This is a genomic window from Maricaulis sp. (assembly GCF_039978735.1).
In the GTDB taxonomy this organism is placed as follows: domain Bacteria; phylum Pseudomonadota; class Alphaproteobacteria; order Caulobacterales; family Maricaulaceae; genus Maricaulis.
In genome coordinates this window covers 91,933-107,932 of record NZ_JBDWAS010000045.1, presented here as the reverse complement: position 1 = coordinate 107,932, position 16,000 = coordinate 91,933, and the positions used below count along the sequence as shown (strand labels likewise).

10 protein-coding genes are annotated in these 16,000 nt (G+C 66.5%); 3 read left to right on the top strand and 7 right to left on the bottom strand.

Annotated elements, in window-relative coordinates; all coding sequences use genetic code 11:
- The first annotated feature begins 408 nt into the window (after positions 1-408).
- Complete coding sequence (locus tag ABJO18_RS13075; protein WP_348515964.1) at positions 409-5,334, top strand: NAD-glutamate dehydrogenase; 4,926 nt, start codon at positions 409-411, stop codon at positions 5,332-5,334.
- Here ABJO18_RS13075 and ABJO18_RS13070 read toward each other — a convergent pair.
- The 7 genes from ABJO18_RS13070 to htpX all read right to left on the bottom strand — a co-directional run bounded on the left by ABJO18_RS13070 (position 5,325) and on the right by htpX (position 14,611).
- Entirely contained in the window at positions 5,325-6,197 is an 873-nt protein-coding gene (locus tag ABJO18_RS13070) for a dienelactone hydrolase family protein (RefSeq protein ID WP_348508026.1), read from the bottom strand. The two genes, ABJO18_RS13075 and ABJO18_RS13070, sit on opposite strands and share 10 nt — an antisense overlap.
- A gap of 72 nt (positions 6,198-6,269) precedes the next feature.
- The gene (gene purH / locus ABJO18_RS13065; RefSeq protein WP_348508027.1) at positions 6,270-7,865 is read right to left on the bottom strand and encodes a bifunctional phosphoribosylaminoimidazolecarboxamide formyltransferase/IMP cyclohydrolase; all 1,596 of its coding nucleotides are present in this window, start codon (positions 7,863-7,865) and stop codon (positions 6,270-6,272) included.
- 63 nt (positions 7,866-7,928) lie between these two features.
- Positions 7,929-9,863 (bottom strand): SDR family NAD(P)-dependent oxidoreductase, encoded by a 1,935-nt coding sequence (locus tag ABJO18_RS13060; RefSeq protein ID WP_348508028.1) that lies wholly within the window; start codon positions 9,861-9,863, stop codon positions 7,929-7,931.
- Complete coding sequence (locus ABJO18_RS13055; RefSeq protein WP_348508029.1) at positions 9,860-11,626, bottom strand: heparinase II/III family protein; 1,767 nt, start codon at positions 11,624-11,626, stop codon at positions 9,860-9,862. Before ABJO18_RS13055 ends, ABJO18_RS13060 begins: the two co-directional genes overlap by 4 nt.
- Positions 11,627-11,631: 5 nt before the next feature.
- Positions 11,632-12,291 carry a ribulose-phosphate 3-epimerase gene (rpe, locus tag ABJO18_RS13050; RefSeq protein ID WP_348508030.1) on the bottom strand — a complete coding sequence of 220 codons (660 nt, stop codon included), beginning with the start codon at positions 12,289-12,291 and terminating at the stop codon, positions 11,632-11,634.
- Between the two features lie 72 nt (positions 12,292-12,363).
- Entirely contained in the window at positions 12,364-13,662 is a 1,299-nt protein-coding gene (locus tag ABJO18_RS13045) for a transcription antitermination factor NusB (protein ID WP_348508031.1), read from the bottom strand.
- A gap of 52 nt (positions 13,663-13,714) precedes the next feature.
- A complete protein-coding gene (gene htpX / locus ABJO18_RS13040; RefSeq protein WP_348508032.1) occupies positions 13,715-14,611 on the bottom strand; it encodes a zinc metalloprotease HtpX in 897 nt (298 codons plus the stop codon).
- 88 nt (positions 14,612-14,699) lie between these two features.
- On the opposite strand from htpX, the gene ABJO18_RS13035 reads away from it, so the two are divergent.
- Positions 14,700-14,897 (top strand): DUF1674 domain-containing protein, encoded by a 198-nt coding sequence (locus ABJO18_RS13035; protein WP_348508033.1) that lies wholly within the window; start codon positions 14,700-14,702, stop codon positions 14,895-14,897.
- Positions 14,898-15,014: 117 nt separating this feature from the next.
- Positions 15,015-15,575 (top strand): hypothetical protein, encoded by a 561-nt coding sequence (locus ABJO18_RS13030; RefSeq protein ID WP_348508034.1) that lies wholly within the window; start codon positions 15,015-15,017, stop codon positions 15,573-15,575.
- The last annotated feature ends 425 nt before the right edge of the window (positions 15,576-16,000 follow it).

Here is a 16,000-nt window from a genome sequence, read left to right as displayed (position 1 = left end):
GTCCGGGCCGGCGATTTTCGACACTGACGGTCTTGGATTCAGTCCGGGCGTTCCTACATGAATAAGCGAGTGGCCGCCCTGCCCTGTTCTCCTCCCCTCGAGCGGGCAGGAAGACGGCCGCTCCAGACGATCAGGCCTCAAACGAGCGTCCCCCCAGCCTGCCGATGAGGTCTGCCAGGCACCGCCGGGTTCCCTGTCCCTACCCGGCGGTGCCGCTATCGTCACAAGCGGTAGCGTCGCTGCTTGCGGCGTGAAATCCGGGCCGGCATGGGCCCGCTTCCCCAAAAATCTCCCCTCCTGCCAAAAAGAATGGCTTGTTTGCGTTTTCAACGGCGTACACGGCTTGCACCATGAGAAAACAGGTCTAGGCTCGCCTCAAGAACCACAACAGACCACAGGGAGCGCCACATGGGGGCGGTCGTCGGAGTCGCGCACGCGTACACCCGTGACGAATTCATGGAGGCCGCGCGTTCGCGCTGGCAGGATCGCTATAGCAGCGAGTGCGGAGAGACGGGCACGTCCTTCTTTTCGCAGATTTACGACGATGCCTTGGCGGAGGACCTCGAACAGGTCGCCGCCGCCGATCTGGCGTCCATGTGCGTCGATTTCTGGCATTATGGCGAACGGCGCAATGGCGAGGAGATCCTCGTCCGGATGCGAACGGCCACCCGCGACGACGGCAGCGAGCTGCCGCGCGACGTGCTGGAGATCATCGGCCGCGACCGGCCGTTTATCGTCGACAGCGTGATGGGCGAAATCGGGGCCCAAGGCTACGACATCCTGGCCATGTTCCACCCGATCGTGCAGGTGCGCCGCGACAATGACGGCGCGCGGGTCGATCAGGGCGGGCGCTGTCTCGCCGAATCGATGATCCAGGTGCATCTGCCGCCGCTGGACGACCTGTCCCGCCGTACGCTGATCGAAGGGGTCACGGCGACCCTCGACGATGTCCGCGTCACGGTCGAGGACTGGGCCGACATGCGCGCCCAGATGGACGAGGCCATCGCCCATCTCGCCCAGGCGACCACGAATGCCTCGCCGGAAGAGCTTACGGAGGCCTGCGAATTCCTGCGCTGGCTGCGCGACGACCACTTCGCCTTCCTGGGCTGCCGCATCTATGACTTCGAGGTCGACGAAAACGGCGGCATGGCCCAGCGCCATCCGCGCGTGCGTCCGGAGACCGGCCGCGGCGTGCTGCGCGACCCTGATCGTCATGTGTTGCGCAAGGGCTCCGAGCCTGCGGTTCTGACGCCGGCGATCGAGACCTTCCTGCGCGAGCCCAGCCCGATCATCGTCGCCAAGGCGAACATGAAGTCGCGCGTCCACCGCCGCGTCTACATGGATTATATCGGCGTGAAGCGTTACCGCGAAGACGGCGCCGTGATCGGCGAGATGCGCTTTGTCGGCCTGTTCACCGCCGAGGCCTACGACCAGTCCGCCGCTCAGGTGCCGCTGATCCGCCGGAAGGTGCGCCGCGTGCTCGAGCGGGCCGGCAAGACGCCCGGTACGCACAGTGCCAAGAAGCTGCGCAACACGGTCGAGAATTTCCCGCGCGACGAGCTGTTCCAGACAGACGAGAATGATCTGCTGGAAATCTGCCTCGGCATTCTTCACCTGCATGACCGGCCGCGCACCAAGCTGTTCATCCGCCGCGACCAGTTCGACCGCTTCGTGTCGGCGCTGCTCTTCGTGCCGCGAGAGCGCTATTCCTCGAAAGTGCGCGAGCAGGCGGGCGAGCTGATCCGCGACGCGTTCGGCGGCCGTCTTTCGGCTTTCTATCCGCAATTCGGCGACGGTTCGCTGGCCCGGGTGCACTACATCATCGGGCTCAACCCGTTCGATCACCCGGAACCGGAAGTCGGCGAACTGGAACGCCGCGTTGCCCGTCTGGCCCGTACCTGGGAAGACGATCTGGAAACCCATGTGCGCCGCAATGCGCCCGAGGATATCCGCCTGCGCATGCCGTCCTATCAGGATGCGTTCAAGGCCGGCTATCGCGAACTCTACGATCCCGAAGACGCTCTTGCCGACGTGATCAAGCTGGAAAGTCTGGATTCGCCCAACCAGGTCGCGGTGCGCGTCTATCGCGAAGCCAATGATCCGGACAATGAGCTGCGGCTGAAAATCTACCGCGTCGGCAAGCCGGTTTCCCTGTCCCGGGTGATGCCGGTTCTGGAGAATCTCGGCCTCTACGTGGTGCAGGAGACCGGTTTCCCGGTGGATCGCCGCGCCAGCGATGGCCAGGGCGTCGACCGGGCCTATGTGCACGACTTCGAGATGAAGTCCGATGCGCTCAAGGGCCAGGACGTCAAGGCGCTGGCGCCCGTGCTCGAGGATGCGCTTCTGGCGATGGCCGACCGCCGCGCCGAGGATGACGGTTTCAACCGCCTGATCGTCGAGATCGGGGTGACGTGGCGGGAAGCCGCTTTCCTGCGCACCTGCGCACGTTACCGCCAGCAGACCGGGCTCGACCCGTCCCAGGCGATCCAGGAAGAGGCGCTGGCCGCCTATCCGGACATTGCCCGCGGCCTGCTGGAACTGGCCCGCGTCAAGTTCGATCCTGCCTTCACCGATGACCGCAAGACGCGTTCCGATGCTGTCTGGGAAGTCGAGGAGCGGATCGGCAAGGCGCTGGACGGCGTCAAGAGCCTGGATCACGACCGTGCCCTGCGCCGGATTTTCCATCTGATCCGCGCCACGCTGCGGACCAATTTCTACCAGCTCGGCGCTGACGGTCAGCCCAAGGCGCGGATCTCGATCAAGATTGCCAGCGAACTGCTCGAAGAGCTGCCGCTGCCCAAGCCCTATCGCGAAATCTTCGTCTGGGCGCCTGATGTCGAGGGCGTTCACATCCGCTTCGGACCGGTCGCCCGTGGCGGCCTGCGCTGGTCGGACCGGCGCGACGATTTCCGCACCGAAGTCCTGGGCCTGGTGAAGGCCCAGCAGGTAAAGAACGCCGTCATCGTGCCGGTCGGCTCGAAGGGCGGTTTCTATCCCAAGGCCCTGCCGCGCAATGGCAGCCGCGACGAGATTTTCGAAGCCGGACGCGAGGCCTACAAGACCTTCATCCGCGGCCTGCTCGACATCACCGACAATATTGTCGACGACGTGGTGAAACATCCCGACGCCACGCTGTGCTGGGATGATGAGGATCCCTATCTCGTCGTTGCCGCCGACAAGGGTACCGCGACCTTCTCGGACACGGCCAACGGGCTGGCGACCGACGAGTTCGATTTCTGGCTCGGCGACGCCTTCGCCTCGGGCGGCTCGGCCGGCTACGACCACAAGAAGATGGGCATTACGGCGCGCGGCGCCTGGGAATCCGTCAAGCGCCACTTCCGCGAGATGGGCAAGGATATCCAGTCCGAACCCTTCACCGTGATCGGCGTGGGCGACATGTCCGGCGATGTGTTCGGCAATGGCATGCTGCTGTCGAAACAGATCCGGCTCGTCGCGGCCTTCGACCACCGCGACATCTTCATCGATCCCGATCCGGGCGATCCGGAAACGATGTGGAATGAGCGCAAGCGTCTGTTCGACCTGCCGCGCTCGTCCTGGCAGGACTATGACACCTCGCTGATTTCAAAGGGCGGCGGCGTCTTCTCGCGCGGCGAGAAGTCGATCAGGCTGACCGACGAAATCAAGGCGCTGACCGGTCTGACCAAGGATGCGGTCAGCCCGACCGAGCTGATCCATGCGCTGTTGAAGGCCGAAGTCGAACTCCTGTGGTTCGGCGGTATCGGCACTTACGCCAAGGCAACGCATGAGCAGCACTGGGAAGTCGGCGACAAGACCAATGACGGTCTGCGGGTCAATGCCGACCAGGTGCAGGCAAAGGTCATTGGCGAAGGCGCCAATCTGGGCTTCACCCAGGCGGCGCGGATCGAATACGGCCGTCATGGCGGCCGGGCCAATGCCGACTTTGTCGACAACTCGGCCGGCGTCGACAGTTCCGACCACGAGGTCAATATCAAGATCCTGCTGCGTCCGATGGTCCGCAATGGCGAGATGAGCCGGGAGGACCGCGACACGCTGCTGGAATCGATGACCGACGATGTCGCCGAACACGTGTTGCGCCACAATTACGACCAGACGCTCGCCCTTTCCATGGCCGAGCATACGGCCGAGGCTGACCTGGATGCGCATGAGCGCTTCATGCTGGCTCTGGAGAAGCAGGGGCGGCTGGACCGTGAAGTCGAGGGCCTGCCCTCTTCCGAAGGCATGCGCGCGCTCAAGGGTCGCGACCAGGGCCTGACCCGGTCCGAGCTGGCGGTGCTCAACTCCTACGCCAAGATCACGCTGTTCGATCAGCTGGTTGCCTCGGACGTGCCGGACGATCCGCACTTCCGGGACATGCTGACGAACTACTTCCCGGAGGGTGTCCACAAATTCTCGGCCGCTATGGACGGGCATCGCCTGAAGCGCGAAATCGTGTCGACGGTTCTCGCCAACGAGATGATCAATCTGGGCGGGCCGACCTTCATTCACCGGGCGATCGATTCGACCACGGCGACCGTGCCGGCGATTGCCCGCGGTTTCGAGGCGGGGCGGGGCATTTTCGGCTTCGCCGAACTGACCGCAGCGATCAATGCGCTGGACAATGAGGCTCCGGCCGGCGTCCAGATCAAGCTGCACGAGGAAATCATCCGCCTCCTGCGCCGCCAGACCTACTGGCTCGTCCGCCGCGGCCGTAACGAGGCCACGGCCAATGCCAGCTCGATCTCCGACGTGATCGCCTCCTACCGGCCGGGCGTGCAGGAATTGCGCTCCATGGTGCATGAGATCATTTCCGACCACGAGCGCGCCGGCGTGAAAAAGCGCAAGTCGTCCTTCGTGAAGGCCGGTGCACCGGCCGATCTGGCCCAGTCGGTTGCCGAATTGCGGCCGCTGACCTCGTCGACAGATGTGATCGACATGGCCAATGACTTCGACTGGCCGCTCGCCTCGACCGCCTACATTTATCACGCCGCCGGCGCGCGCTTCCGCTTCGACCGCCTGCGCGGTCTCGGCCAGGACGTCTCGTCCGACCTGCACTGGGATCGTCTGGCAGTCCGCCGTCTGATGGAAGACTTCTACGCCAACCAGCAGGCGGTGACGGCGTCGATGATGCGCTTTGCGCGCCAGGCCGGCGGGTCGCTGGAAGCGGGTATCGAGAATCCGTCCCGTGACTGGGCCGATGCGGTTGTCGAGGCCTGGAATACGGTCAATGAGGAAGAGGCCGGCCGGGTCGATTCGGTGCAGCGGCAGCTGGACGAGTCCGGCACCTGGACCCTGTCCAAGCTGGCGATTGCCTCGACCCAGATCGGTGAGATGGCCGCGGTCGCTCAGCCCTGATCGCGCAGGTCGCGGTCAAGAATATCGATGATGCGGGCGCGCGCACGGGCTGCCGCGTCCGCATCGTATTCCATCCGTGGATCCGGCGGGGCAGCCGGCTCGTCGAAGGCATGGGTGATGCCAGGCCAGGTGACATGGTCGACCGGGTGTCCGGCCGCGTCTGCCCGTTCGAACAGGCGTGTACAATCGCCTGTCGGGGCCACCATGTCGCGGCCGGCCAGGATGGCGTGAATGGCAATGTCTGACGGGAATGTCCGGCCGTCGGCCCGCACCGGAAATCCGCAATAGGGATAGAGCAGGACGGCCGAACGCACGCCGGCCAGGGGCGGCGTCTCCACGCCGGCAAGGCCGGGCGGAACCCGGCCCTCGCCGGCATAGTCCAGCGCGTCCAGCACGGTCCAGCCGCCATGGCTCCAGCCGATCAGGGCGAGGCGGCTATCGTCGATGCGCGCGTTCTCGCGGGCCAGCACCAGTGCCGCTTCGATATCCGCAGCCCGCTCGCGGCCCCACAGACGCAGCGCGGTGCAGACCTGGCTCATCGCAGCAAACCGGCCGATGCCGCGGGCGCTGTTGGAATCCACCGTGATCACGCCATAGCCGGCCTCGAGAAGGGCGGTGGCATAGTCCGGCTGGACCTGGCGCAATCCCCCGCAACCATGCAGCAGAATCGCCGCGGGAACCGGCGCACTGGCATCCGCAGGCAGCTCGATCGTCGTGTGCTGCCGGATCAGGGCGACCTGCTCGGCGATATCGCGCCGGGGCGTGGTAATCCCGGTCGCGTGTCCGATGGCGCAGCCGCCCAGCCCGGCGAGCAGAAGGATGAGCGTGGCCAGTCCGCCGCGCAGGATTGTGTTTCCCGACATGAAAAGACCCTGGCGGGCAGGGCCGGCCAGGGTCAATGGAAAAGGGATTCACATGCAGTTGCGTGACGGGCGCTAGTGGCGGAAGTGGCGCATGCCCGTGAAGACCATCGCGATGCCGGCCTCGTCGGCGGCCGCAATGACTTCCTCGTCGCGGATCGAGCCACCCGGCTGGATCACGGCAGTGGCGCCGGCTTCGGCCGCGGCGTGCAGGCCGTCGGCGAAGGGGAAGAAGGCGTCGGACGCACAGACCGAACCCTGGGTGCGCGGCTCGTCCCAGCCGTTTTCCTCGGCGGTTGCTTCAGCCTTTCGAACCGCCAGACGTGCCGCTTCCAGACGGCTGGTCTGGCCCATGCCGATGCCGGCGGTGGACAGGTTGCGGGCATAGACGATCGCGTTCGACTTGACGTGCTTGACCACTTTCCAGGCGAACATCAGATCGGCCAGCTCGGCTTCGGTGGGTTCGCGCTGGGTCACGGTCCGGAGATCCTTCACGGAGATCATCGCCGTATCGCGTTCCTGGACCAGCAGGCCGCCGGCCACCGTCTTGGTCAGCCAGCCGGACTGTTTGGCGTCCGGCAATCCACCGGTCAGCAGGACCCGCAGGTTCGACTTGCCGGACAGCACCGACAGCGCGTCTTCGTCGGCGTCCGGTGCGATTACCACTTCGGTGAAGATCTTCACCAGCTCGCCGGCCGTATCGGCGTCGAGCTTGCGGTTCATGGCGACAATCCCGCCGAAGGCGGAAATCGGGTCGGCAGCGAAGGCCCTCTCATAGGCGACGGCGAGATCGTCGTGCGTGGCCACGCCGCAGGGATTGGCGTGCTTGACGATGACAACGGCTGCCTTGTCGGCCGGGTCGAACTCGCCTGCCAGCTCGAAGGCGGCATCGGCGTCGGCCAGATTGTTGAAGCTGAGCGCCTTGCCCTGCACCTGGCGGGCCGTGGCGATGCCGGGGCGGTTTTCCGGCGTGGCGTAGAAGGCGGCATTCTGGTGCGGGTTCTCGCCATAGCGCAGCGGCTGGGCGAGCTTGCCGCCGAAGGCGCGCCAGGCCGGGCTGGCGTCTTCCAGCGTATCGGCAAACCAGTTCGAGATCGCGGCATCATAGGCGGCCGTACGCGCATAGGTCTTGGCAGCCAGGCGCTTGCGCAGTTCGAGCGTCGTATGTCCGTCATGGGCCTCCATGGCGGCAAGTACGGCGTCGACATCCTCGCCATCCGTGCACACGCTCACCCAGGCATGGTTCTTCGCGGCGGCGCGCAGCATGGCCGGGCCGCCGATATCGATGTTCTCGACGCAGTCGGCTTCCTCGGCGCCCTTGGCGACGGTTTCCTCGAACGGGTAGAGATTGACGTAGAGCAGGTCGATATTCGGGATGCCGTGATCGGCCATCGCAGACCGGTCCTCGCCATTGTCACGCCGGCCGAGCAGGCCGCCATGCACGCGCGGGTGCAGTGTCTTGAGGCGGCCGTCCATCATTTCGGGAAACTCGGTCACCTCGGACACATCGCGGGCCGCGATACCGGCTTCGTTGAGGGCGCGCAGCGTGCCGCCGGTCGAGAGGATTTCGACGCTGGCGTCGACGAGCTGGCGGGCCCGTTCGACCAGTCCCGTCTTGTCGGACACGGAAATCAGGGCGCGGCGCAGAGGCGCAAGATCAAGGTCGGACATGGCTGGGGCTCCGTTGTAACCATCCGGATGTGCGCGGCGAGGTATCCATCACGGCGCAGCAAGTCAATCCGCGGCCGTGGCGGGCCGCAGGGCGCACAGTGCGCCCAAGGCTTCCGAAACGGCTGCGGCGTCACCGCTGCGCGCCGCATCGAGCAGGCATTCCAGTTCGGCAGCCACCGCCCCGGTATCGAGGACCGGGCCGGTGATCGACCACACGCCGTCAATCGCTGTGGGCTCGCGCCGTTCAAAGGCGTAGACGAGGTTTTCGTGGCGCTTCTCGCCGGGCCGTAGGCCGACGATCGAGATTGCGCCGGGGGCATCCGGATCACGGCCGCGCAGACGTAGCAGTTGCCGCGCGAGGCGCAGGATGGAGACCGGCTCGCCCATGTCCAGCACGTAAAGTGCGCCATTGAGGTCGGCATCGAAAGCGGTCTGGGCCGCGGCATCGAGCACGAGGCCAGAAGCTTCCTCGACCGTCATGAAATAGCGGGTCGCATCCGGATCGGTCACGGTGACCGGGTCGCCGGCCTCGATCTGGCGCTCGAACAGCGGCACGACCGAGCCGGTCGAGCCGAGCACATTGCCGAACCGCACGACGCAGATGCGCGTGTCGGAGCCTTCGGCAGCCGCCGATCGGGCATAGAGTTCGGCGGCGCGCTTGGTCGCGCCCATGACATTGCCCGGATCGACGGCCTTGTCGGTCGAGATCAGGGCGACGATGCGGGCGCCGTAGCGTTTTGCCATCTCGATCGTGTTGACCGTGCCGATGACATTCGTGCGCACCGCCTCGCCGGGATTGAGCTCGCTCATCGGGACGTGTTTGAGCGCGGCTGCGTGCAGGACCACATCCGGGCGTTCTTCGGCGAAGGCGGTTTCCAGACGCTGGGTATCGCGGATATCGCCCAGCATGGCGCGCCATTGCATGTGCGGCCGGTGGCGGGCGAATTCGAGATCGATCTCGTAGAGATTGGCCTCGGACGCGTCGAAGAAGATCAGCTTTTCCGGATTGAGCGTCGCGGCAAGCCGCGCCAGTTGCGAGCCGATCGTGCCACCGGCGCCGGTGATCATCACGCGGCGGCCCTCGATCAGCGGCCGGGCCGGCTCCAGGTTTGGCGGGCGCGGCGGACGGTTCAGAAGGTCGGCGGCTTCCACCGGCGAGAAGGCGCCGGGGCCTTCGGACGGGCGGGCACGGGACAGTTTGGCCCCGGTGCGGGCGGCGACGCGGATCAGCTCGTTGACCACTTCCACATCGGTATTCGTGCCGGCCAGAACCAGGCGCGGCGCGAGGGTTTCGGCCTGGGCCAGCCGGTTCAGCGCCGGGGTCAGCGCATGCAGACCGCCCAGCACGGGCACGCCGCGAATGGCGTGACCGGTGAGCTGCGAGCCCGGCTCGATCAGGCCCTTTGGCCGGAAGGGCGCAGATCCGTTGCGGCGGACGATGTCGCGCAGGGCTTCATCCAGATCGGCTTCCGAGCCGACCAGGATCGCGGCGGGCTTGGAGCGGTCCTCCACCTGCAGCACACCGCGCAGGCCTTGTGTGCGAAAGGCGGCCAGCAGGAAGCGCGGCGCCAGCAGCAGGCCGATCAGGATCGGGATGTCGATCAGGATCGAGGTCCGTGGGAAGCCGTCCAGCCGGTTGATCAGGAACAGCATCGGCAGGAAAACCAGATTGGCTACCAGGACCGCACGGACGATGCGGGCGGCATCGTTCAGCGCGGTATAACGCCACAGGCCGCGGTGCAGGCCTTCCAGCGGGAAGACGATGGCGCAGGCCAGTGCGAACACCGTGACCGATTGCAGCATGACCTGTTCGGGTGGACCGTCCGGTTCGAACCGGTAGCGCAGCAGGACCGCGGCCCACATCGAGACGGCGCCAGCGGCGAGATCGAACAGCGCTACCGCCACCATCGACAACTGGTTGCGCGTGGCGGTCAGATTGCCTGAAACGGTTTGACGCCCTCGCCGGCGGCGTCCGTCCTGAGGACGCGGTGTGCTCATCCGGTTTCCCCTTCTGCGCCGCCGACCTGGCCGAGACGCTGAAAAGCCCAGCGAACGCGATTGGGCGGCCGGTCCCCGGCACCAAAGGGTTCTGCTTCTCCCTGTACTACAATCTGTGTCGCGCGTTGTGGAGGTGCGCCCGCAGCCAGATACACAGAACGCTCCAGCCGGATCGGACCGCCATCGGTGCGGAACCGCCAGCCATCCCCATTGGGCTGGACCAGAAGCGCGCTCATGGAATCGCGCGACAGGGACGCGCGGACATCGGGGTGAAGATGGAAGCGGATCGCGAAACGCCAGCGCACATCGACATCGTCCGGCGCGCCATCATTGACAGGCCGGAACAGCGCATCTTCGCCGCGGACATCGCCGCCATCGGCCGCCAGGAAGATCCGCCGCCGGTGCGACAGGCCGTAATCCTCGCGATAGCCTTCGTGGATGCCCTCCAGCCAGATGCCCATCTCCTCCTCATTGCGCCGGGCCGAGACCGAGGCGGGCGCGGTGGCGAGGCGCGGCCCCAGAAGGTCGCGCTTCCAGCCGGGCGGGAAGAGGCGGGCCGAGGAGGTTTCGTCGAGGATGAGGGTGGAGTGGGCCGCCGTCGCGCGCACGGCCTCGCGCCAGCTGGCGGGCTGGTCGTCATGCCAGCCGCAATTCACCACCAGGCGGCCGCCGGACGTGCACAGTTCGAAAGCCAGCGCACTGGCATGGGCGCCGGTGCTCAGCGGACCCTTGGGCGCATTGCCGACATCGAGCAGCACGGTGGCTTCGCCGGCCTCGGCGCGGTGATAGCCGGAATGGGGCGCAAAGCCGAAGGGGCGTGCGCGGGTGTCGTCGTGGTCGAGCGCGGCTTTCAGCGCGTGGCGGTCGCCTTCGCCGCCACCATGGAAACTGGCCAGGCCTTCATCCGACATGCGGAAGAAGCGGACCATGGGCGCCAGCCGGTCGATGGCGCGGCGCACCTCCTGCGGCAGGTCTGCACTGGCGGTCTGGGCCGCTTCACGTACCGTGACAAGATCGATCAGCGCTTCCGCGCAGGCGCGCGGCGAGCGGGTGACATGACCGCCATCGGGCAGGATCTGGCGCTGGACCTCACGGGCGAGCGCCTGGAAGCCGGCGCGCTGCAGGGCGTCGCGGCCGGGCAGGCACAGACCGGTCAGGGTGAGCGCGGCGGCACTTTGCAGACGGGTTGTGCCGTCCGGTGCGATCGCGATCGAGCGTTGAAGGTAGCGGGCCTGGCGCAGCAGGGAGCGGAAACGGATCTGCCGGGCCTTGCGATCGTCCTCGCTGCCATTGAACAGGGCATCGCCGCAGCGCAGCCAGTTCAACAGGCGCATCGACAGGATATCGTGCGACCAGGCGAAACTGTTCCAGCGGCCGAAATTGTCGATCCAGCTGTCGACATAGCGCCGTATCGCGTCGGGGCCGGCTTCCGGGTCGGCGGCCAGGCAGTCGCGCATCCAGCCGAACGCGTGCAGGCGGCGGGCAAAGGCACGGGTCGGTGCCGGCTGCAGCCAGGTGGCGTCGGGACCGTCGGTCGACAGGTTTTCCCCGGCCAGGGTGAAACGGCCGTTCAGGATGGCCTCGCCGCGCTCGCGATTGGGGGCATAGACATCTTCGGGCAGGACGCTCAGCGCGTCGGGCAGCCTGCCCAGATCGCTCAGCCCGGATGGCAGGCCGATGGCGTGCAGCGTCGAGGACGCCTCGCGCCGCAGTGCCATGACGGTGGCGGCGGTATAATCGGACAGACGCACCGCACGAGCCATGGCGATCAGCCGCGAAGCGCTGCGATATTGTCGCGATAGGCGTCCGGCCCGCCGCGGAATACCGCCGATCCGGCGACCAGCGCGTGGGCGCCGGCCGAGATGCAGGCTTTCGCCGTGTCCGGGTTCACCCCGCCATCCACCTCGATCAGGGTCGGCAGGCCGCGGCGGTCGATCGTCTGGCGCAGGCTCTCGATCTTGCGCAGCTGGCTGTCGATGAAGCTCTGGCCGCCAAAACCGGGATTGACGCTCATCACCAGCACCAGGTCGAGCTCGTCGAGGACATAGTCCAGCGTCTCGCCCGGGGTGGACGGGTTGAGCGCGGCGCCGGCTTTCCTGCCGGTGCTGCGGATCTTCTGGACCGTGCGGTGGAAGTGCGGGCCGGCTTCCGGATGCGCCGTGATCATGTCGGCCCCGGCCTCGGCAAAGGCGTCGATATACGGGTCGACCGGCGTGATCATCAGATGCACGTCGAACGGTTTTTGCGAATGCGGACGCAGGGATTTGATGACGCCCGGCCCGATCGTCAGATTGGGTACGAAATGACCGTCCATGACATCGACATGGATCCAGTCTGCCCCGGCTTCGTCAATCGCACGAACCTCTTCGCCCAGCTTGGCGAAATCGGCCGAAAGGATTGACGGCGAGATGATTACGGAAGCGCCCATGCAAGTCCGATAACAGGGGGGCCGGACCGGCGCAAGACGGCCGGTGGTCCGGCCTTTGCGGCAGGCGGCCGGTTAACTGCTCTTTTCGAACCGGGCCGCGAAAAACCCGTCCATTCCGCCACGGTCTGCCCACAGGGCCGGGGTCAGGCGCAGCCAGCCTTCCGGCGTGATGGCTTCGGCCAGGCCGGGCACTTCACCGTCCTGGATCGCGACGGGCTTCAGATCCTTGCGGGTCTCCAGCAGGCGGGCGGCAAGCTGTTCGCCCTCTTCCGGCTGCAGCGAACAGGTACAGATCACCATCCAGCCGCCCGGACGCAGCATGCGGGCGGCAGCGCCGGCCATTTCCAGCTGCAGCTTGGACATGCGCTGCACATCGCCCGGCTTCTTGATCCAGCCGGCCTCGGGATGGCGGCGCATCGTGCCGGTAGCCGTGCAGGGCGCGTCCAAGAGGACGGCATCGGCCGGACCCTTGGGCCGGAAGCGGCGGACATCCTCGACGGTGACCGCAGCGCGCAGCCCGGTGCGCGAGAGATTGTCCCGCAGGCGTTTCAGCCGGCCCTCATTGTCATCGACAGCGGTGACGCGGGCGCCCAGGGCGGCAAGCTGCAGCGTCTTGCCGCCGGGGGCGGCACACAAATCGGCGACGTGGTCGCCGGCTTTCACGCCCAGCAGGGTGGCCGGGATTGCGGCGGCGGCATCCTGGGCCCACCAGGCGCCTTCGCGGAAGCCGGGCAATTGCGTGATATCGCCGATCTCCCTGCGGCGCAGCGTGCCGTTCGGCAGGATTTCCGCACCCAGCGCCTCGGCCCAGCGTTCGCGCTCGACCGGGTCTTTCACGGTCAGATCCAGTGGCGGCGGCTGCATCTGCACATTGGTGATGCGCGACAGCGCGCCCGGGCCATAGGCCTTGCGCCAGGAGCGGGATACCCAGTCGGGAAGATTGTCGCGCGGGGCGGTACGGGCAGCGAGGTCCGCTCCTTCCGTGCTGACCTTGCGCAGGACGGCATTGACCACACCCTTCAGCCCGTAGGTCTCGGTCGTGTCCTGGCACAGGGCGACCGTGGTGGAGACGACCGCATGCGGCGGCCCGTCCATCCACAGAAGCTGGGTCGCGCCGGTGACCAGCAGGGCGGCGGCGTATTCCGTGGTTTCCTCGAGCGGCTTGGCGAGGAAGTGATCAAGCACTTTGCGGGTCTGGCCGAGGCGGCGGAATGTGGTCGCCAGGATGGCGCGCGCAAAGGCCCGGTCCCGGTCGCTCATCTTGCGATAGCCGGGCGTGTGCTCCAGCGCGGGTTCCAGGGCGCGCCGGTCGCGCAGGATGGTGGCATAGGCCAGGGCGGCGCAGCGCCGCGGGGGCAATCCGTCTTTCATGGCGCGGGAGCTAGCACGCGCAGGCGCGCCCGTCTAATGCGCCGTGCCGCCCCTAACCCCACGGACCGCGCGGGGCCCAGGGGCCGGAGCGGACCGGGGCGGTGGCGCCGGCCATTTCGCGCAGCCTGGCGATCCGGTTGGCGGTGTCCGGGTGGGTGGAGAAGAGATTGTCCATCCGCTGGCCGTTCAGCGGGTTGATGATGAACATGTGGGCCGTCGCCGGATTGCGTTCGGCGCTGTCATTGATGGTGCGGCGGGCCGTGCGCTCGATCTTTTCCAGCGCGCTGGCCAGCGCCATCGGCTTGCCCATGATCTCGGCCCCGATCCGGTCGGCCTCGTATTCGCGGGCGCGGCTGATCGCGCTCTGCACCAGCATGGCGGCCATGGGGGCGAAGATCATCAGGGCGATCGAGCCGATCAGCCCGGCCCGGTTTCCGCCGCCGAAAAAGAGCGCGAAATTCGCCAGCATGCCGATCGCACCGGCCAGGGTGGCGGTGACGGTCATGGTCAGCGTGTCGCGGTTTTTCACATGGGCAAGCTCGTGCGCCATCACGCCCTGCACCTCTTCCCGGTCGAGCCGGGCGAGGAGGCCTGTCGTGGCAGCGACGGCGGCGTGATTGGGGTCGCGGCCGGTGGCGAAGGCGTTGGGCTGGTCGCTCTCGATCACGAAGACGCGCGGCACCGGCAGGCCGGCGCGGCGGGCGAGGTGTTCGACATCGGCGGCATACTGGCGCAATTGCGGATGGCGTTCGTCCGGACCGATCTCGCGGGCGCCGTGCATGCGCAGCACCATGTCGGCACTGTTCCACCAGGCAAACAGGTTCATGCCCCCGGCGACGACCAGGGCGATCATCGCGCCGGCAGCGCCGCCCAGCACATAGCCGATCGCCATGAAGAGGGCGGTCATGCCGGCGAGCAGGAGGAAGGTTCGTAGTCCGTTGGCAGTCATGGTTCTGGCAGCATCCATTCTTGGCGACAGGCCCCTGTCGGACTAGATAAATGGGATGACCCAGAAAGAACGGCAAGACGGGACGGACATGGCGGGAATCCCTGCTGATGCGGCGCCCGGCAAGACATTGAGCCCGGCCGCCCGGCGGGCGCTGGAAGAGGCCGAGGCACGCCGCAAGGCGCAGGCGGAGGCCGAGCTGCCGCCGGAAACCGGCGGACGCCGCAACGGGCCGGAACCCACCCGCTATGGCGACTGGGAGAAGAAGGGCATTCTAAGCGACTTCTGAGGGGGTGCGGACAGGTGTGCACTTATCCCCGGTTTCGCGTGCCGGGTGCACGGGCTTCGCAAGGCTGACCGTCCGCGATACTGTGCCGGAATGGCACACGCTTTACGCACTGTTTTCATGGTTTTGGCGACCGCGCTCCTGGCGGCACCGGCGGCGTTTGCGCAGACCGGCAGCGCGCCGGCGCGGGAGTGTTCGCCCGAGGATATCCGCCAGGCCCTGGCCGGGGCGTATACTGGCCCTGCCTGCCGTTTCACGCAGATGCCGGATGAGGCGCAACGCCCTCAACCGTCAGGGTTTTCCGCCGATGTGACTCGGCTGGAAGGCGCGCCGCGGCAGACCCGTCACACAGACGTCGCACAGTTGCACCATTCGTATGACATTGTGACCACATACGAGACCCGTTCCAGTGACACAGTGCGCCATAGGGTGACGCAGACCGCGGATTACGCACCGGCATCCCGCGAGACCGTCACCCTGGATCCGAGCTTCTTCACCGGTGCGCTGGCCGGCGGGGTCGAGCGTCCCTTCACGCCGCTCTACAGCTATCGCGGGATCGTCCTGATTTCCGCCTCGGGCGAGGTGCGCACGCGCTTTGCCGGCCTCACGCACACGACACGGCAAGTGCGCGCCATGGATACGCAGGCGCGTGCGGCTGTGCGGGCCTATCCTTACGATTAGGCTTGATTGAACAGCGAACTCTCCGTTTTTCCCGGATGGAAGCCTGCGCAGGCAGGCTGTAGATCCGGGATCTACCGGAGATCACTTCAAGCGATGAGTTTCCGGTCGGTCCCGGCGCTTTGCCCGGCTCAGGGCCGGGCTTCCGGCCGGGAAAAACGTGGTATGGGCAAGTGAGCGTTCGCGATCAACCAGCCTTACGATCTGGGTCCTGACTTTCGTCAGGATGACGGTGATTGGGAGCGACGGTCGTGTGAGCTTACCTGTGCTTCTGGGGTTGCCTTTCGGTCCGGGTATTTGGGTGGAGATGAACGAAACTCAATTCAGGCCTCATCTGCCGTCATCCTGACGAAGGTCAGGACCCAGATCACAAGGGAATATCCGGGCAATAGAGGCTCAGACCACATTCAGCCAACAGATGGAATAAG